Genomic DNA, 17,830 nt, shown 5'->3' with positions numbered 1-17,830 from the left:
ACGGACCTTGTGGTCCTCCTCAGGATGAGGGGAGAGCTAAGAGCGTCTCTCCAGGCAAACCTTTCCGGTTGGAAAACCGGGGAAAGAGGACGGGTCTCGTAAGACCCGCCCGAGCTCCGTCTCCTCCCTTAAGACCCGGAGCCGCCGCACTTGCCGGTGGCAGTGTTGAAGTTGCCGCAGGAAAGCGGTGCGCGCCAATCGGAGATCAGGTCCTTGGAGCCGTCCAGATAGTCGGACCATGCGTCGCCGACGACGAGACCGGAGGTTTCCCAGACGGTTTCGAACTGGCCGTCTTCCTGGATTTCACCGATCAGCACCGGCTTGGTGATGTGGTGGTTCGGCATCATTGCCGAGTAGCCGCCGGTCAGGTTCGGTACGCTGACACCGACGATGGCGTCGATCACGGCATCCGGCTCGGTGCTGCCCGCCTTCTTGACTGCTTCAACCCACATGTTGAAGCCGATGAAGTGCGCTTCCATCGGGTCGTTGGTCACGCGCTTGTCGTCGCCGATGTAAGCGTGCCAGGCATCGATGAACTCGGCGTTGGCTTCGGTATCTGCGGACTGGAAGTAGTTCCAGGCAGCCAGGTGGCCGACGAGCGGAGCGGTGTCGAGACCGGCGAGCTCTTCTTCACCAACGGAGAAGGCGACAACCGGAATGTCTTCAGCCTTGATGCCCGCGTTGCCCAGTTCCTTGTAGAACGGCACGTTGGCATCGCCGTTGATAGTGGAAACCACAGCGGTTTTCTTGCCGGCGGAGCCGAAGGTCTTGATGTCGGACACGATCGTCTGCCAGTCGGAATGACCGAACGGCGTGTAGTTGATCATGATGTCTTCTTCAGCCACGCCCTTGGACTTCAGGTAGGCTTCAAGGATCTTGTTGGTCGTGCGCGGATAGACATAGTCGGTACCGGCCAGAACCCAGCGCTCGACGCCTTCCTCGTTCATCAGGTAATCGACGGCCGGAATGGCCTGCTGGTTCGGTGCAGCGCCCGTGTAGAAGACATTGCGCTGGGATTCTTCACCTTCGTACTGAACCGGATAGAACAGCAGCGAGTTGAGTTCTTCGAAGACCGGCAGAACGGACTTGCGCGAAACGGACGTCCAGCAGCCGAACACGGCGTCGACGCCGTTGACTTCGATCAGCTCACGCGCCTTTTCAGCAAACAGCGGCCAGTCGGAAGCCGGGTCGACGACGACCGCTTCCAGTTTCTTGCCAAGCAGGCCACCCTTCTTGTTCTGCTCTTCGATGAGCATCAGCATGGCGTCTTTCAGAGTGGTTTCCGAAATGGCCATGGTGCCGGAAAGCGAATGCAGGATGCCGACCTTGATCGTGTCTTCCTGGGCGGATGCGCCGCCGATCATCGTGGAGGCCATCAGGCCTGCCAATGCGAGTTTGGTGAATGTGTTTTTCATGGATGTTCCCCTTTGCTTGACGTCACCGGTTCCCACGCCGGCGATTGGCGGCTGGAAGGTGTGCCGCTGTCAGGAAGGGATCGTGCACTGGCACCACTGCACCGCAACATACGTCAATTGACGTAACCGGCTTGAAAGCCTGCCACGGCGTTCCAGAAGCAAAGACGGCATGAAATGTGCTGAAGAGAGGAGCTGAATAAAAAACGGGGCGGAAAGCGGGCGATGAAGAACGGCATTTGCCGAATAAATAGTCATATGTCCAGTTATTGGGCATTTGGTGCCGGTGTGGAGGCGAGCGCGTGAGGGCGCGCCAACGCATTCTGCCTGTTCGGCGCCAGTACAACAAATGGGTCAACAACCAGACCCTGGAAGACTATGCGCTCAGGTTCACCGCCAAGAGCGCACGCCGCTTTTCCTCCCGGGCGATTTCCCAGACGGCGATCGGGGCCATCTCCTTTCTGGCTCTGGAGGCGATCGGTGGTGCGATAACCCTGTCCCACGGAACAGCCAACGCGTTTCTCGCCATACTGGTCGGCAGCCTGGTGCTGTTGGTCGTCGGTCTGCCGATCAGCCGCTATGCCATGCGCTACGGCGTCGACATAGACCTGCTCACGCGTGGTGCAGGGTTTGGCTACATCGGTTCGACGGTCACTTCGCTGATCTATGCCAGCTTCACCTTCATTCTTTTTGCGATTGAAGCCTCCATCATGTCGAGCGCGCTGGAATTCGCTTTCGGTGTGCCGCTCTGGCTGGGGTATGTCATCAGCGCGGTTGCGGTCATTCCGCTGGTGACCCACGGCATTACCTGGATCAGCCGCTTTCAGCTCGCAACGCAACCCTTCTGGATCATCCTGAACATCCTGCCGTTCGTCTTCATTGCCTTCACCGACTGGCAGGCCGTCGGCGAATGGTTGACGTTCTCCGGCATCGACCCGGTCACACAGGCGCCGCGTACGACAGTTGGCGGCTGGGACAGCATCAACCTGGTCAGCTTCGGCGCAGCCTCCGCAGTCATTCTGGCGCTGATGGCACAGATCGGTGAACAGGTGGACTTTCTGCGGTTTCTTCCGGCGCAGGATTATGCCCGCCGCCGGCACCGGCTTGCATTGTTTCTGGCCGGGCCCGGCTGGGTTGTTCTCGGTGCCCCCAAGATGATTGCAGGCTCTTTCCTGGCAGTCCTCGTTTTGTCGCACGGTGTTCCGGTTGATCATGCCGACGAACCCTCGCGCATGTATGCGGTCGCTTTCGGCTACATGATCCCGAACGAAACCGTCGTCCTCTTGCTGATGGCGGCATTCGTGGTGGTGGCGCAGCTCAAGATCAACGTCATGAATGCCTACGCCGGGTCGCTTGCCTGGTCGAATTTCTTCTCGCGCCTCACACACTCCCATCCCGGCCGGGTTGTCTGGCTCGTCTTCAATGTCGGCATCGCTCTGTTGTTGATGGAACTCGGCATCTATCGGTTGCTGGAAGAAACTCTTGGCGTCTTTTCCATCATTGCGATGGCCTGGCTTTCCGCCATTTCGGCTGACCTCTTCATCAACAAGCCGCTCGGGCTGTCGCCTCCGGGAATCGAATTCAAACGCGCGCATCTTTATGACATCAATCCGGTTGGTACCGGCGCAATGCTTCTGGCCGCCGGTCTCGCATTGGCCGCGCACTTCGGCGAGTTCGGCAAGACGGCCGAGGCACTGGCCACCTTTCTGGCTATGGCCATCGCCTTTGTCGCCGCGCCCCTGATCGCTTATGCGACCAGGGGGCGGTTCTACCTGGCTCGCAAGCCGCGCCAGAGCTGGCAGACGAAGGAGCACATCGCCTGTTCGATCTGCGAAAACCCGTTCGAACCGGAAGACATGGCCTATTGTCCGGCCTATCAGTCGCCGATCTGTTCGCTGTGCTGCTCACTCGATGCCCGCTGCCACGACAGCTGCAAGCCTAAGGCACGTTTGTCCTATCAGGTCGGCACCGTCGCGGGCCGCATTCTGCCGGAAAACGCGATGGCGTTCCTGCAGTCCCGGCTGGGGCGCTATGCGTTCATCTCTGTTCTGTCGAATGCTGCAATCGGCCTGGTGCTTTGGATCATTTATGCCCAGGCGGAAAACCGTCTGGGAGATCCGACCGGCATCATCGGCCAGACGGTGCTGTTGATTTTCTTTGTTTTTGCCATCGTCGTCGGTATTGCCTGCTGGTTCTTGGTGCTTGCTCATGACACCCGGCGGGTCGCCGAAGAGGAATCCATGCGCCAGAACGCGCTGCTTCAGAAGGAAATCGACGCTCACGGTGTTACCGACGCTGCTCTGCAGAAGGCCAAGGAAGATGCCGAGGCCGCCAACCTTGCCAAGAGCCGCTACGTTGTCGGCCTCAGTCACGAACTCAGAACACCCTTGAACGCGGTCATGGGCTATGCCCAGGTGCTGGAGCGGGACGACAGCGTGCCGACAGCCCGCAGGCCTGCGATCAGCACAATCCGGCGCAGTGCCGAGCATCTGTCAGGGCTGATCGACGGCCTCCTGGATATTTCGCGGATCGAGGCGGGAAGGCTGCAGATCTATTCGAACGAGATCAACATTCACGAGTTTCTGGATCAGATCGTCGACATGTTCCGCATGCAGGCGGCTGCCAAGGGGCTTGGCTTCAACTATGCGCGCGCACCCAACCTGCCGGTGTTTGTCCGAACCGATGAAAAGCGCCTGCGGCAGATCCTGGTGAACCTTCTGTCGAATGCGATCAAGTTCACCTCCGAGGGCATTGTTTCGTTTTCGGTCAGTTACCGGTCACAGGTGGCCAGCTTTGTCGTTTCGGACAGCGGGCCGGGCATCGCGCTTGACGAACAGGTCAAGATTTTCGAACCATTCGGCCGCAGCAAGACCGCCGACGGGGCGAAGACACCGGGGTTGGGGCTCGGGCTGACCATCACCAAGCTTCTGACGGAAACCATGGGCGGAGCCATCGCGCTGTCCAGCGAACCGGGGAAGGGCGCTTCCTTTGAAGTGCGGCTGATGCTGGCGGCTGTCGACCGGCCTGTCGATACCATCCGCCTGGAAAGACAGGTGCGAGGCTACGAAGGCGAGCGGAAGACGGTTGCCGTGATCGATGACAATCCGGATCACCGTGCGCTTGTCTGCGATATCCTGAAACCGATCGGATTTGCCGTCATCGAGGCGGATACGGGCAGGGCCTGCCTGGAGACGGTCGAGCCGCTGCGGCCGGATCTCTACCTGATCGATATCCTGATGCCGGGAATGAACGGTTGGGAACTGGCCGAGGACCTGAGGGACAGAGGCGTCAGCGCGCCGATCATCATGCTGTCGGCCAACATCGGTGACAAGGCTTTGCGGCCGGACGGTCCGGCTCACCATTCGGCAACCCTTGCAAAGCCCTTCGGCATCGGCCAGCTTTACGACCTGCTGCAAAAACACATGGGTGTTGTCTGGACCGAACTGCCGGTCGAGCGAAACCAGGAACCTGCCCGAAAGGATCCCTTGAAATCACCCGGTGCCGATCACGTCGCCGATCTCATCTCGCTTGCGGAGATCGGTTATGTGGAAGGCATCGAGGCCAAACTGAACGAACTGGCGAAAACGCCGGAAAATCTGCCCCTGATCGACGCATTGAATGTCCATCTTGCCCGGTTTGATTTCGATGCCTACAAAAACGTCTTGAGTGAATTGGAAACACATGACGGATGATCGTCGCGATACGGTCCTTGTGGTCGACGACAGCCCGGAAACGCTCGGCTTCGTCACCGAAGCCCTGAAAAAGACCGGCGTAGCCGTTCTGGTGGCGACCAGCGGCGAAACCGCTCTCAACATCTGCAACAAGGTGACACCGGATACGATCCTGATGGATGCGGTCATGCCCGGGCTCGACGGTTTTGAGACTTGCCGGCAGATCAAGGAAAATCCGGCGCTCCAGCACGTACCGGTGATTTTCATGACCGGGCTGTCCGAAACGGAACATGTGGTAAAGGCGCTGGAATCCGGTGGGGTCGATTTCCTCACCAAGCCGATTGACGTCGACGAACTGAAGGCACGGATCAAGGTGCATCTGAAGAATGCCCGGTCGGTTCAAAGCGCGCATGTGGCGCTGGATGCAGCCGGGCGCCATCTGGTGGCCGTGTCGCAGGAGGGGACAGTGCTGTGGTCGACACCGCAGATCCACAACCTGCTGGCAAAGACAGGGGCTGCCGAAACCAGTCTTTTCCGGCTGGGCCGTGCACTGGGGGACTGGCTGGACGGGCCGAATTCCTCGGGCGAGCGTCGCAAGAGTTTCATGCTCGGCTTATCTGAAAACCTGGCAGTGCAACTTCACCCGCTTGGCCGTGTCGGCCCTGATGAAAACCTGTTCCGTGTCACTGCAGAAGACGAAGCCGGGCAGGTCCAGGCGCTTCAGGGCAGCTTTGAACTGACACAGCGCGAAGCGGAAGTCCTGATCTGGATCGCCAAGGGTAAGTCCAACAAGGATATCGGCGAAATTCTGGGTCTGTCGCCACGCACCGTGAACAAGCATCTGGAACAGATTTTCGTCAAACTTGGTGTTGAGAACAGGGCCTCCGCTGCCGTTCGCGCAGCAGAGGTGATCTACGCGCTTTAGGGCTTCGTGGGAAACGGGTCCCTCGGCTCGATCTGCAATCTGCTTCCGTAATCGCGTTCGATCCGTGAGAATGGCGGGTTTCGGCCATCTGACCTCGAGGTGGCGACCGGCTCGACAAGCACTCGAGCTTGGCCTATGGATGCATTAAGCCGTTGAAGAACACGAATAACCTCCGGCAATGCGAAGAGGAGCCCGGCATGGCTGAGTTTCGGGAAGTGCGTCGGTCATCGCTGTTACCGGACCGCATCGCAGCAGACATCATGGCGAAAATTCAGGATGGTGAACTGAACCCCGGCGATACGTTGCCGACCGAACATGCACTCGCGGGAACCTTTGGCGTCAGCCGCAATGTGGTGCGCGAAGCCATTGCCAGGCTGCGGTCTGATGGCGTCATTGAATCGCGCCAGGGGCGCGGGGCCATCGTCAAACCTGTTTCGGAGCGCGAAACCTTCCGGGTCGATATCCGCTCACTCGACAAGTCCGGCAACCTTGCGGACCTGTTCGAGTTGCGTGGCCTCCTGGAAATCGAAGCTGCGGGACTTGCCGCGATGCGTCGGACAGGGGCAGATCTCAGGGAGATGCGGGCGGCAGTCGCCATTCTGGAAGGGCACAAGCGGTTCGACGAACAGCGGCTGGAAGCCGACGCCGTGTTTCACCGCGCAATCGGCAAGGCCGCCGGCAATTCCTATCTCTTCGGCATCATCTGCTACATCTCCTCCAGGCTGAAGGAAACCACGCGGGTGACATCCGACATCTACGCCAAGGACGATCTGGTGGAGATCACTTTGGGTGAGCATTGCAGGGTTCTTGAGGCCATTGAGGCAGGTGACAGGACAGGCGCCCGGGAAGCCATGGCGGCTCATGTTCAGGGCGCTGCGTCCCGTCTCAACGTTCAGGTCAAGCTGGGCACCAGAGTTTAGCGCCTCCGGCCTATTTGCCTGCAACTGGATTGTTCGTGCGGTTGATTTCCACTCCCGCAAGCCGACGGTCTCAAGTGGGGGCTCCGGCTGACAGGGGCGTAGCAGCGGATCAGGTTCGGTACAGTCCTGTTCTTTTTAGGAGCCGTGTCAACTTGTTGGAATTGCGCTCTGCTCGCATCGTCTCATAGAGCTGCAGGTCGAGTTGATTGTGTCTCCTGACGGTGTCGAGCTGACGGTCTGAAAGCGAAAGCGCAGGATAGCGGCTTGGATTGTCCTGCCGCATTGTCAGGGGCAGGTCGGTTTCTTGCGAGATCTTCTCATAGAGATCAGGCATTTCATCGGTAAATCCCATGATATCCACCGAGCGACCTGTCGAAACAGCACGTTTGAAAAGGCTGTCGTGATCGTCGATCGGATCAAATCTGGAGGCAAGGAAGCGGTCTGACAGCTCTTGTCCTACTGCTTTTATTGGCGTTCCACCGAGATATCTGCATATTGAATTGTCGGGAATTGGTAATCTTCCCTGATCAAGGCTTTCGAACGCATCTGCCTCTGTAATTCGTCCATCTGCAAGAAAATGTCGAATGTGGGAAAGGACACGCTCTAACGGATCACGCAGAATTACGATCGTCAGCGTATCTTTTGGAAGATATTTCCGGACCCAGAAGCCGTAGTGTCCCCGAAACAGGCGATAGTCCGGTTTCTCCTGAAGCTCCTGCAGGGCCTCGTGAAGCGGCGGATAGCGGCCACCATGATGGGAAATCTGCGCCTGAGAGGGAACAACGGCTGCGTCTCCGACAGCCTGTTCCAGAGATAGGCGCAACGACGTGCCGGCTGTTTTCGGGATATGGCAGAAGAAGATCTTTCTATCAAACTTCAAAAACGTCTCCCTGTTCCTGCAGTGTATTAACCGCATTCGCGCAGATCAGCGCAGTCACAGGTGCGCCAGACGATCGTGAAAGTTTGAATATCCTATTGCAAAGCTGATGGTTCTTGAAGGGTGCGTTCTTTGCGGGGCACTAAGCGGATTTGCCTTCTGCTGCCCAGAGTGCACCGCGACGGATAATTTCCGTCACCTGGGGAATCTTCAGGTCATCCAGTTCGTGTCCGATGGAGCAGTAGAACACTCGGCCCTTGTCCCAGCGCCGTTTCCAGACAACGGGAATGACGGTGCCCTCGATCCACCACAGATGGTCGCCTGAGAAGGTCGTGGTGGCCAGCACGTCGTTGGAGGGATCGACCAGCATGTAGTATTGCTCGGACCTGAGGCGGAAACTCCTGATGCCCTTGACGATCGGATCGTCCGGTTTGCAAATCGTCACGTCGTAGTCGATGTAGTCCTCCCTGGGCTGCAGGTTGTCCGGCCAACCGGGAGGATGGGCGACGAATTGGCCTCCAATCAGGAAGTGGTAGGTCGGCCGGTCGCGGAAGGCATCTCCCATATGTCCGTGCCACCCGGCAATGCCGCAACCGTTGGCGACGAGCTTCAGCAGCCCGTCCTCCTGCGGCTTGGTCATGTTGCCGAATTCCTGCTGGTGACCCGACCGGGCCGAAGACCAGATAGGCGTGATAAGGTCGACATCGGCAAGGTCCTCCGGGCGTTCCAGCGGTTCCATCGTATCGTAGACGGTAACGCTGAAACCATTGTCGCGAAGCAAGGCCTCATACCAGTCGCTGAAATGGGTTGGTGTGTGGCCTTCCCAGCCACCGACAAAGAGAACTGCCTTCATTTCAGACCCTTGTTCACGAAAGAAAGAATGGAAGCCATGTCGCGGTCGTCATATCCGGCTGATCCGGCGGCCTTCAGAACCGCATGATTGAGTTCCGCCTGCGGTATGACCACACCGCACGTGGATGCAAGTTCCAGCGCCAGCCCGACATCCTTGCGGGCAAGTGCGACCGTGAAGCTGACGTCGTGCGCAGTCTCATCCAGATAAAGCCCCTTGCGATAGGCGAGAACCGGAGCGGCAGCCGCCGAATTTTCAACGACCTCATAGGCTTGTTCTTTTGGGATGCCGGCTGCCGTGGTCAGGGTAAGGGCTTCTGCCAATGTCTGGTTGAGGCCATGAATGAGCATGTTGACGCCGAGTTTCATGGCAGCGCCTGCGCCGGATTTGCCAAGCCAGACGGTTTTCCGGCCAAGAACCTCGAAGAGGCGGGCCAGATCAGGCACATCAGTTGCTTCTGCTCCTGCCATGATGAGCAGCTTGGCATCCGCCGCCGCTTGTGTGGCACCGGAAACCGGCGCATCGACGAAGCGTCGGCCTTTCTTCCGTGCCGATAGCACCAGACGTTCTGCCATGGGTACGGAAATGGTACCCATTTCGGCCAGAACCCGACTGCCCCCTGACGCCTCGAGCAAGCCATCCGGCCCGAGATAGACTGCCTCAGCAGCAGCATCGTCGGCGAGCATGGTGATCACCACATCCGACCGCTCAGCCAGGTCTTTTGGGTTGGCTGCCGAAAAGGCGTTGTGGGCGGAGGCGAAGGCCTGTGCAGGTCCAGCTGTCCGGTTCCAGACGCTCACATTCAGACCGGCAGCAGCCAGATTGGCAGCCATGCGCACGCCCATCCGGCCAAGCCCCGCAAATCCGACCCGCATCAGGCGGCTTTGTCCGGCCGAATGCCGGAAATGGCCTGGATGAGATTGTCTTCGGTGACTTCCTCGGAGGTGAAAGTCCGGATGATCTCGCCGCTGTATATGGCGACGATCCGGTCACTTACATGCAGGACCTCCGGCATTTCCGAACTGATGACGATGACCGCATAGCCCTGGCTGGCCAGGTCGCGGATGAGGTTGTGGATCTCGGACTTGCTGCCGACATCGATGCCGCGTGTCGGTTCATCGACGATCAGAACGCTCGGGTGCATCGAAAGCCACTTGCCGATCACGATCTTCTGCTGGTTACCGCCGGAAAGGTTGCCGGCAAGCTGCTTCCAGCCGGGCGTGCGAATGTCGAGCCGGTCCCGGTACTGGTCGAAAATCGCGATCTCCGCGCCTTCGGCGACGAATGGGCCGGCTTTCAAGTCGTCTACTTGAGGCAGGGTCATGTTGTCTCGGCAGTTCATGCCCAGAACGAGGCCCTGCGTCTTGCGGTCCTCAGGCACCAGCGAGATACCCTTGGCAATGGCATCGGCCGGCGAGTGAATGGCAGTTTCTTCCCCGTTCAGGAAAATAGCGCCGCTGCTGGGTTCTCTGAGACCGAACAGCGTTTCGGCGATTTCCGTGCGGCCGGCCCCGACCAGGCCATAAAAGCCGACAACCTCGCCCTTGCGCACTTCGAAGCTGATGTCACGGAAAAGCGAACCACAGGAGAGCCCTCGCACCTCCAGCGCCACTTCACCCAGTTCGTGATGGACTGCGTTGCGTGACAGGTCGAGCTTGCGGCCGATCATCAACTGCGTGATCTCGTCCTCGCTGGTTTCGGCGGTGTTCAGTGTGCCGCGATACTGTCCGTCCCGCAGCACGCTGATGCGGTTGGTGATCCTGAAGATCTCTTCCATCCGGTGCGAGATGTAGATGATGCCGACGCCTTCGGCTTTCAGGTTGTCGATGACATCGAACAGAACCACCTTTTCCGCATCGGTCAGCGAGGCGGTTGGCTCATCAAAGATGACCGCCTTGGCTTCCACTGTCAGGGCACGCGCGATTTCCACCATCTGCTGGTTGGCGATGGAGAGATCGCCGACACGCGTGCGGGCGTCGAAGCCGACTTTGAGCATCTCCAGAATGCGGTTGGTCTGTTCATGCAGCTTTTGCCAGTCGACCCGGCCGAAGCTCTTTCGCGGCAGTTCGCCGAGATAGATGTTTTCGGCAACCGTCAGTTCCTCGGCGAGGCTCAGTTCCTGATGGATGAAGACGATGCCTTTGCTTTTCGCCTGTAGCGGCGACGTCATGACAACCGGTTGTTCGCTGACGATGATCTTGCCTTCATCAGGTTGATAGATGCCGCCAAGCACTTTCATGAGGGTCGACTTTCCGGCGCCGTTTTCGCCCATCAGGGCATGCACTTCACCGGGCAGGACGGAAAAGGACACACCGTCGAGCGCGCGCACGCCGGGGAATGTCTTGACGATGCCTTCCAGGCGCAAGGCTGGGGTGGTGCCAGTCATATTCTCAGCTCCTGTTTGCCTTTCAGGTTCAATTGGCGGTCGAGGAACAGGACGGCAATCAGGATCAGGCCGATTACCAGATTGACTGTTTCCGTGTCGGCGCCGATGTGTCCCAGGCCTTTTCGCAGAAGCTGGATGGCCAGAACGCCGCCGAGCGTCGAAAGCACGGACCCCGCACCTCCGGTAAGTTTGGTGCCACCCAGAACCACGGCGGTGATGACCCACAGCTCATAGAGTTCGCCGTCGTTGGGATTGACCGAGCCGGATTCCGAATAGAACACCACGGCAGACAGGGAGGCGAGAAAGCCGATGATCATGAAGTTGATCATCATGTGTGGCCCGACGCGGATACCCGCATTGATGGCCGCAGACCGGTTGTCGCCGATGGCATAGGCGTTGCGCCCGTGGATCGTGCGGTTCATCACGAACCAGATCACGGCGGTCACGACGATCAGGAACCAGGTGGCGGTGTGCAGTCCCAGGAAATGGGCTTCGGCGAAATCAACCAGCGTCCAGTTGAGATGAGATGTGGGCTGTTCGCCATTGTACATGAACACAAGACCGCGATAGCCGAGCATGGAACCGAGCGTGACGATGAAGGCATCGACACCGGTCTTCCAGACGATCAGCCCGTTCAGAGCGCCCAGAACGATCCCTGTCAGCAACGCCAGTCCCCAGGCAATGGGAATGACGCCGTCGCCGAGGCCGGCGAAAACCGGCCAGGTCATGCTGTCGAGCAGGACGACGGCGCTCAGGGCAAAGGTCGCTCCGACGCTGAGGTCGATATTGCCGTTGATCATGATGATCGTCATGCCGATGGCGATGATCCCGATGGGGGCTGACTGCTTGAACAAAAGCAGCATGTTGTCCACGTCCATGAAGGCCTTGTCACTGAGCGACAGGAATTCGCCCGCGACCGAGAAGAAGACCAGCTCGACGAGAATGAAGCCCCAGATCGCGCCGCGTTTCAGAAAAGTGCTCAAGGTTCCCGGTTCCATCAATCCCTCCCTCACGCGATCGGCGACCAGAGCTTGCCGCGTTTGGCGGCAATATCCAGCCACACGGCAAGAATGATGATGATCCAGGTCACCACATACTGGACATAGAACTGCAGTCCGACGAGCAAGAGGCCGTTCTGGATAAAGCCGAGGATCAGGACACCGATAACGGTCTTGAAGATCGTTCCGGAGCCGCCCATCAGCGATGCTCCGCCGAGGATGACTGCAGCCAGAACTTCAAGCTCAAGCCCCTGACCAACCGTGTTCTGGCTTCCCAGTGACCGGCTGGCCTGGATGAGACCGGCAGTACCGACGCAGAAAGCGGACATGAGGTAGCAGGTAAAGACGACACGGGCTCTGCGAATGCCCGAGAAGGTTGCCGCGGTGCCGTTGCCTCCAACCGCGTAGACCTTGCGACCGAACGGTGTCTTGGCAAGGACGATCCCCAGAACAGAGGCGACAAGGGCAAACAACAGGATCGGTACCGGAATGCCGAGGACGGTCGACTGGCCGAACACGCTGAACCAGGTGCCTTCCTTGTCGGCAATATCCATGTTCTTGCCGCCGGAATAGGTGAGGGTCAGTCCGTGGATCGCGGACAACATGCCAAGGGTCACGATCAGGGAATTCAGCTTCAGATATCCGACGAGGAAGCCAATGAAGGCGCCCAGGCACAGTACCATGGCGTACATGGACGGGATGGCGAGCAAAGGCCCCAGCTTGTCGTGCAGATCGAGGACGACGATGGTGGCAAACGACATCATCGACCCGACGGACAGGTCGAGATTGCCGCTGATGACGACAAAGGTGACGCCGAGGGCCATCACGCCCAGGATTGCAGAGGAGCGGACAACGCCCATGATGTTGTCTGGGTCGAGAAAGCGCTGGTTGGCGATCGTGAAGCCGATCATGAAGACGGCGAAGGCGATCAGAATGCCCTGTTTCGCCAGAAATCCCCCAACACCCGACAGACTGAAGGGCTTCATGGATTTTTCCTTGGAACTGCCGGGACGGCTGGCAGCCTTGCTTGATATGTCGGACAACAGACCCTCCCTCATCCTGTTGTAAAGTTTCAAACGAGCGTCATGCCACCATCGATCATCACCACCTGACCGGTCATGTAATCGCTTTCTGGTGACGCCAGGAACGTGGTCGTTCCCGTGATGTCGGACGGTGTCGCCACCCGGCCGCGCAGGATCTCGGAGGAGAATTCCTCCATCGCCTGTCCGGGCCGTTCGGCAGCGCCGATATCCAGAAGATCCCGGTCCACCTGTTCCCACATTTCGGTAGCCACGACACCCGGTGCGAAGCCTGTGACGGTGATGTTGTGTCTGGCAAGGTCTCTTGCGCCGGATTGCGTCAGCGAGACCACGGCCCATTTCGAGGCGCAATAGGGCGCGACATTGTCGAACCCCTGTCGACTGGCGACCGACGCGGTGTTGATGATCTTGCCGCCGGTGCCCTGGCCAATCATCTGGCGGGCGGCTTCCTGCATGCCGATCAGGCACCCAAGGCCGTTCACTCCCATGATGAAGTTCCAGTTGTCCTCCGTGACATCGAGAAAGTTCATGGGCTTGTTGACGCCGGCATTGTTGAACTTGACGTCCAGCTTGCCGAAAGCCGCGACGGTTTTTGCGATCATGGCACGAACCTGGTCACGATCGGTCACATCGACCTGGGCCCATGTCACCCCGGCGCCGGTTTCGGCAGCACGGTTGCGGTTGGCTTCGGCGACGGCACTTGCCTGTTCGCCGTTGATGTCCGCAAAGCAGACATCCGCTCCCTCGTTGATAAGGGCTTCGCCAATGGCACGTCCGATCCCTCGGGCAGCGCCGGTGACGATACAGGAACGCCCGGACACTCGGCCCATGGTTTCCTCCCGGTCAATGTATTGGGAAAAAATGGGGCGCAAGGCTTGGCTCGCGCCCCAGTCGGGCTTGACCTTCAGGCTCAGAAGACAGGCTTGTCGAATTCGGCCATGTTGTCCTGGGTGATCTTCGGTGTGTCGAAGTAATTCAGGAACGGAACATCCTTGCCGGACAGGATATCGATTGCCGTCTGCAGGGCAGCTTCGGCATCGTCAACGGGCGACTGGTAGATCGAACCCCAGTATTCGCCGCGCTCCATCGCCTCGTAACCGACGGAGAAATTGGTCGCGCCGACGAAGATGATGCCCTCACGTCCAGCGGCCTTGGCGGCATTCAGCGCGCCGACACCCATATTGTCGTCTCCGGCGTAGACGCCGTCGATGTCGTCATACTTGACCAGGAACGCTTCCATGACCTTTTGGGACTTTTCGCGGTTCCAGTCGCCCGGCTGGGTCTCCACCAGGGTCACATTCGGGCAGACTTCCGGCAGGCGGTCTTCGAAGCCCTTGGCGCGCTCGATTGCAGTCGTGTAGCCCGGCTGGCCGGAAATCTGAACGATCTGGGCTTCGTTCTCGATGCCCATGGCCTTGAACTTGTCGCACATGATCTCGGCGGAACGGGAACCCTGGGTGATGTTGTCCGGACCGGAGAAGGACTTCACGAACTCGAAGCCCTGTTCGGCGATGTTCGAGTTGGTCACAATCACCGGAATGTCGGCCTTGAAGGCCTTGCGGACGGCCGGGATGACGGCTTCACCGTTCGTCGGCCAGATGATGATCGCGTCCACTTCCTGCTGGATCAGGTCTTCCATCTGGGCGATCTGCCGGGCGACGTCGCCGCCGGCGTCCAGAACGACGGTCTCGACATCCGCATTGGCGTCGGCTGCCGCGATGAAGGCTTTTTCATAAGTGGTCTGGTAGCTGTCGACGCCGACGTTGTTCTGCGTGATGCCGATCTTCATCGTTTCTGCACCGGCTGCACCAGACAAGGTCAGGCCTGCGACGGCCGTCGTGGCGACAAGCAGCGAACGGAAAGTGTTCATCGTTTCATTTCCTCCCTGAGAGACCATTTCGAATGGTCTGAATTCTGAACCGTGCCTCCTCCTGACACGGATATGCGCCCACCGTGAGCGTCACTCAAAAGCCTGCACGCCTCGGCAGAACGACGCCCCCTCGAAAATATCCAAAATGGATGTTCTTATATCCAAAATGGATTTTTTGGCCGTTTTTCTAATCGGCCACGTCGCTCACGCTTAGGAGGACATTCAATGTCGATCCAAAAAATATCCAAAACGAGGAAACGCAGCAGTGGTTCATCCCGTCCGGAAAACTGGAGCCGAGCGATGAACCAGCAAGAGGGAGAGTTGGTTCGCGAAAAGACTTATCTGACGCAACAGGCCAAGACGGAAATCCTCCAGGTTCTCAGCTTTCTGGAGAACTTTGAAGAAGAGATGGATGGTCTGTTGGAGATATCTGCTCCGAACCCCTATGTCAAAATGTCGACCTATCTGGTGAAAAGGCATCTGGAAGCGAAGGCGGTGACCCCGACCTCGCTCATTGGCGCGTCGGGCGTTCCCTACGCGACAGCCAGCCGCCGCATGCGCGAGATGATCGACAACGGCCTGATCGAGCAAAGGCCGAGGACGTCTTCCGGCAGAAGCTACTCCCTCCATCCGAGCGCCGACATGCTGGAGGCATGGACCCAGTTCAGCAGCCGGGTCCGCAGGATGGCGGCACAATCGTTCGGGTCTGCCGATCTGCGCTCCGGCACACAGGACTATTATTTCGGCGGGTCCTATCTGGAAGCCCAGACAATCCAGCCGCCCCAGGTCCTGCTTGAACCCTTGAAACTGTCCGGCGATCTTCGCGTCCTGGTCCATGGCGATCCCACCTTCATGGTGATGCATGGTCTGAAGCGCCAGTTCGAGCAGGTGGTCGGGTGCTCCATTCAGCAGCGGGCCTTTTCCATCGACCGGCTTCACGAAGAAGCGGTCAAGAACGCCCACAGGGCGACAAGCCGCTATGACCTGATTGCCCTGGACCTGCCGTGGCTGGGCGAGTTTGCCGAGAACGGGTATCTCCTGCCGCTGGACGAAGTGCTGGATGTCGAGCGGCTTCAGCCGAGCGATTTTCACACCGCCGGCTGGCAGGCAGCTCACTGGGGAGGCAAGCCATACGGTGTGCCTTCGCAGACCACGCCGGAACTGCTGTTTTACCGGAAGGATCTGCTGGCGGAAGCAGGGCTTGAACCGCCCCTCACGACGGACGCGCTGCTCAAGGCCGCCGCCCGGCTCAACGACCCGGTTCAGGGCAGATACGGAATTGCCTGGAACGCGGCACGCGGAACGGCGCTTGGCCATACATTCATGATGACCTGTGCGGACTTCGGTCAGCCTATTCTGGATTTGCCCAAACAGGCTGGTGGTTACGACGCCTCACGACTGGCAGACGGCGGCTACCGGCCTGTCATCTATTCCGAACGTGCACTCGATGCTGCCGAATACCTGATGGCGCTGTTGCAATATTCGCCGCCAGATATCCTGTCGATGTCCTGGTACGAGCGCGTCCGTCCGTTCGCCAGCGGACGTGTGGCGATGGCCTACGGCTACACTTTGCTCGCTCCATACTTCGAACAGAATCCGGCCTGTGCGGCTCACGGCAAGGTTGGTTTTCTGCCGCATCCTTCCGGACCGAATGCGCAGAATATCGCCCCGGTCGGCGGCTATCTGCTCGGCATTCCGGCGAATATCGCGCCGGAACGGCTGGAGGCGGCAGCCGAAGCGCTGATCGTCTTCACGTCGCCTGAGGCGCAAAAGCTCTACGTCGAACACGGCAGCCGCACCAATCCGCGTTATTCGGTTGGCGCGGACCCGGAAGTCCGGCGCCTGTCTCCGATCTTTGAAGCGGTGGACGCCATGTCCTGGCGGGACGAACTGCAGTTCTGGCCACGACCGCCGATCCCGGAAATCAACGACATCATCCGCATCTGCGGGGAGGAATGCCACGACATGTTGCGTGGCGTGAAGACGCCAAAAGCCGCGTTGCAGATGGCTCAAGATCGTGCCGACCGACTTCTGCGGGAGGCTGGAAAACTTTAATGGGAGGAATTCATGGACCCCAATCGGCTCAAGGGAAAAAACGTTCTGATTACCGGTGCCGCACGCGGCATGGGCGCAACCAACGCCGAGCATTTTGCAGCTCAGGGCGCCAACATCTGTCTTGGTGATCTGGACCTCGACGAAGCCCAGGCCGTCGCGGAGCGGATCAATGCGGCCGGTAACGGCAAGGCGGTTGCGGTCAAGATGGACGTGACCCGCCGCGAGGACAACGCCGCGGCGGTGGCGGCAACTGTCGAAGCCTTCGGCAGCATCAATGTGGGCCTCTTCAACGCCGGCCTCAACAAGCCCCGTTTCTTCATGGATATCGATGAGGACAACTGGGATCTCATCATGGGCGTCAACACCAAGGCGATGTGGCTGGGCATGCAGGAAACCGCCCGGCAGATGATTGCGCAAGGGCCACAGGATTTTCCCTACAAGCTGATCAATGTCGGCTCCATCGCCTCGCGCAAGCCGTTGGTGGATGTGACCGTCTATTGCACGTCCAAATACGGCTGCCTGGCTCTGACCCATTGCGGGGCCGTTGCGCTCGGCGAGCACAACATAACCGTCAACGGCTATGCCCCCGGCGTGGTGGTGACACCGCTTTGGGAACAGCTCGACAAGGACCTTGTCGAAATCGGGTTCAAGGAACGGGCCGGACAGGCTTACGAAGACATCGCCAACAACGAACTGGTGATCAAGCGTGTGTCCTATCCGGATGACATCAAGGGCACCGCGTCGTTTCTCGCCAGCCCCGACAGCGATTATATGACCGGCCAGATGATCCACATCGATGGCGGCTGGTGCATCCAGTAACACTCTG

General features: G+C 59.0%; 14 protein-coding genes. 5 read left to right on the top strand and 9 right to left on the bottom strand.

Translation table 11 applies throughout. The features are described from left to right. Nucleotides 1-128 precede the first annotated feature (128 nt). Nucleotides 129-1,415 carry an urea ABC transporter substrate-binding protein gene (gene urtA / locus HCG46_RS09495; RefSeq protein WP_031269634.1) on the bottom strand — a complete coding sequence of 429 codons (1,287 nt, stop codon included), beginning with the start codon at nucleotides 1,413-1,415 and terminating at the stop codon, nucleotides 129-131. Between the two features lie 299 nt (nucleotides 1,416-1,714). Between urtA and HCG46_RS09490 the strand changes: the two genes are divergently transcribed. The 3 genes from HCG46_RS09490 to HCG46_RS09480 all read left to right on the top strand — a co-directional run bounded on the left by HCG46_RS09490 (nucleotide 1,715) and on the right by HCG46_RS09480 (nucleotide 6,928). Further along, on the top strand, nucleotides 1,715-5,104 hold the full coding sequence (locus HCG46_RS09490) for an ATP-binding protein (RefSeq protein WP_168685943.1): 3,390 nt from the start codon (nucleotides 1,715-1,717) through the stop codon (nucleotides 5,102-5,104). Next, entirely contained in the window at nucleotides 5,094-6,008 is a 915-nt protein-coding gene (locus tag HCG46_RS09485; RefSeq protein ID WP_023001723.1) for a response regulator transcription factor, read from the top strand. The genes HCG46_RS09490 and HCG46_RS09485 overlap by 11 nt, the downstream gene beginning before the upstream one ends. 197 nt (nucleotides 6,009-6,205) lie before the next feature. Further along, nucleotides 6,206-6,928: a FadR/GntR family transcriptional regulator gene (locus HCG46_RS09480; RefSeq protein WP_168685941.1), complete on the top strand. Its 723-nt coding sequence runs from the start codon at nucleotides 6,206-6,208 to the stop codon at nucleotides 6,926-6,928. A 109-nt stretch (nucleotides 6,929-7,037) separates the two neighbouring features. On the opposite strand, the gene HCG46_RS09475 is transcribed toward HCG46_RS09480, so the two are convergent. The 8 genes from HCG46_RS09475 to HCG46_RS09440 all read right to left on the bottom strand — a co-directional run bounded on the left by HCG46_RS09475 (nucleotide 7,038) and on the right by HCG46_RS09440 (nucleotide 14,949). After that, nucleotides 7,038-7,808 (bottom strand): sulfotransferase family 2 domain-containing protein, encoded by a 771-nt coding sequence (locus HCG46_RS09475; protein ID WP_168685939.1) that lies wholly within the window; start codon nucleotides 7,806-7,808, stop codon nucleotides 7,038-7,040. Nucleotides 7,809-7,947: 139 nt separating this feature from the next. Next, on the bottom strand, nucleotides 7,948-8,658 hold the full coding sequence (locus tag HCG46_RS09470; protein WP_168685937.1) for a ThuA domain-containing protein: 711 nt from the start codon (nucleotides 8,656-8,658) through the stop codon (nucleotides 7,948-7,950). After that, a complete protein-coding gene (locus tag HCG46_RS09465) occupies nucleotides 8,655-9,530 on the bottom strand; it encodes an NAD(P)-dependent oxidoreductase (RefSeq protein WP_168685935.1) in 876 nt (291 codons plus the stop codon). The genes HCG46_RS09470 and HCG46_RS09465 overlap by 4 nt, the downstream gene beginning before the upstream one ends. Then, on the bottom strand, nucleotides 9,530-11,041 hold the full coding sequence (locus HCG46_RS09460; RefSeq protein WP_168685933.1) for a sugar ABC transporter ATP-binding protein: 1,512 nt from the start codon (nucleotides 11,039-11,041) through the stop codon (nucleotides 9,530-9,532). The genes HCG46_RS09465 and HCG46_RS09460 overlap by 1 nt, the downstream gene beginning before the upstream one ends. Next, complete coding sequence (locus tag HCG46_RS09455) at nucleotides 11,038-12,039, bottom strand: ABC transporter permease (protein ID WP_023001717.1); 1,002 nt, start codon at nucleotides 12,037-12,039, stop codon at nucleotides 11,038-11,040. Before HCG46_RS09455 ends, HCG46_RS09460 begins: the two co-directional genes overlap by 4 nt. Before the next feature lie 11 nt (nucleotides 12,040-12,050). Then, nucleotides 12,051-13,082 (bottom strand): ABC transporter permease, encoded by a 1,032-nt coding sequence (locus HCG46_RS09450; RefSeq protein ID WP_228869438.1) that lies wholly within the window; start codon nucleotides 13,080-13,082, stop codon nucleotides 12,051-12,053. Between the two features lie 29 nt (nucleotides 13,083-13,111). Continuing rightward, nucleotides 13,112-13,909, bottom strand: a complete 798-nt coding sequence (locus HCG46_RS09445) for an SDR family oxidoreductase (RefSeq protein ID WP_168685931.1) — start codon at nucleotides 13,907-13,909, stop codon at nucleotides 13,112-13,114. Nucleotides 13,910-13,989: 80 nt separating this feature from the next. Then, complete coding sequence (locus HCG46_RS09440; protein WP_031269629.1) at nucleotides 13,990-14,949, bottom strand: sugar ABC transporter substrate-binding protein; 960 nt, start codon at nucleotides 14,947-14,949, stop codon at nucleotides 13,990-13,992. A gap of 300 nt (nucleotides 14,950-15,249) precedes the next feature. Between HCG46_RS09440 and HCG46_RS09435 the strand changes: the two genes are divergently transcribed. Both HCG46_RS09435 and HCG46_RS09430 read left to right on the top strand, forming a co-directional pair. Further along, nucleotides 15,250-17,004, top strand: coding sequence for an extracellular solute-binding protein (locus HCG46_RS09435; protein ID WP_228148059.1), 1,755 nt, complete (start codon nucleotides 15,250-15,252; stop codon nucleotides 17,002-17,004). 12 nt (nucleotides 17,005-17,016) lie between these two features. After that, nucleotides 17,017-17,823 carry an SDR family oxidoreductase gene (locus HCG46_RS09430; RefSeq protein WP_077290581.1) on the top strand — a complete coding sequence of 269 codons (807 nt, stop codon included), beginning with the start codon at nucleotides 17,017-17,019 and terminating at the stop codon, nucleotides 17,821-17,823. The last annotated feature ends 7 nt before the right edge of the window (nucleotides 17,824-17,830 follow it).

It is taken from the genome of Labrenzia sp. PO1 (genome assembly GCF_012273635.1).
Classification (GTDB): domain Bacteria; phylum Pseudomonadota; class Alphaproteobacteria; order Rhizobiales; family Stappiaceae; genus Roseibium; species Roseibium algicola.
Note: the sequence above shows the minus strand (reverse complement) of the source record. Positions and strands in the feature narration are given on the sequence as shown.

What these genes read in the sequence shown, in the direction of transcription:
- urtA (WP_031269634.1), bottom strand. Translation starts at nt 1,415, where the DNA reads ATGAAAAACACATTCACCAAACTCGCATTGGCAGGCCTGATGGCCTCC.
- HCG46_RS09485 (WP_023001723.1), top strand. Translation starts at nt 5,094, where the DNA reads ATGACGGATGATCGTCGCGATACGGTCCTTGTGGTCGACGACAGCCCG.
- HCG46_RS09480 (WP_168685941.1), top strand. Translation starts at nt 6,206, where the DNA reads ATGGCTGAGTTTCGGGAAGTGCGTCGGTCATCGCTGTTACCGGACCGC.
- HCG46_RS09470 (WP_168685937.1), bottom strand. Translation starts at nt 8,658, where the DNA reads ATGAAGGCAGTTCTCTTTGTCGGTGGCTGGGAAGGCCACACACCAACC.
- HCG46_RS09465 (WP_168685935.1), bottom strand. Translation starts at nt 9,530, where the DNA reads ATGCGGGTCGGATTTGCGGGGCTTGGCCGGATGGGCGTGCGCATGGCT.
- HCG46_RS09460 (WP_168685933.1), bottom strand. Translation starts at nt 11,041, where the DNA reads ATGACTGGCACCACCCCAGCCTTGCGCCTGGAAGGCATCGTCAAGACA.
- HCG46_RS09455 (WP_023001717.1), bottom strand. Translation starts at nt 12,039, where the DNA reads ATGGAACCGGGAACCTTGAGCACTTTTCTGAAACGCGGCGCGATCTGG.
- HCG46_RS09445 (WP_168685931.1), bottom strand. Translation starts at nt 13,909, where the DNA reads ATGGGCCGAGTGTCCGGGCGTTCCTGTATCGTCACCGGCGCTGCCCGA.
- HCG46_RS09440 (WP_031269629.1), bottom strand. Translation starts at nt 14,949, where the DNA reads ATGAACACTTTCCGTTCGCTGCTTGTCGCCACGACGGCCGTCGCAGGC.
- HCG46_RS09435 (WP_228148059.1), top strand. Translation starts at nt 15,250, where the DNA reads ATGAACCAGCAAGAGGGAGAGTTGGTTCGCGAAAAGACTTATCTGACG.
- HCG46_RS09430 (WP_077290581.1), top strand. Translation starts at nt 17,017, where the DNA reads ATGGACCCCAATCGGCTCAAGGGAAAAAACGTTCTGATTACCGGTGCC.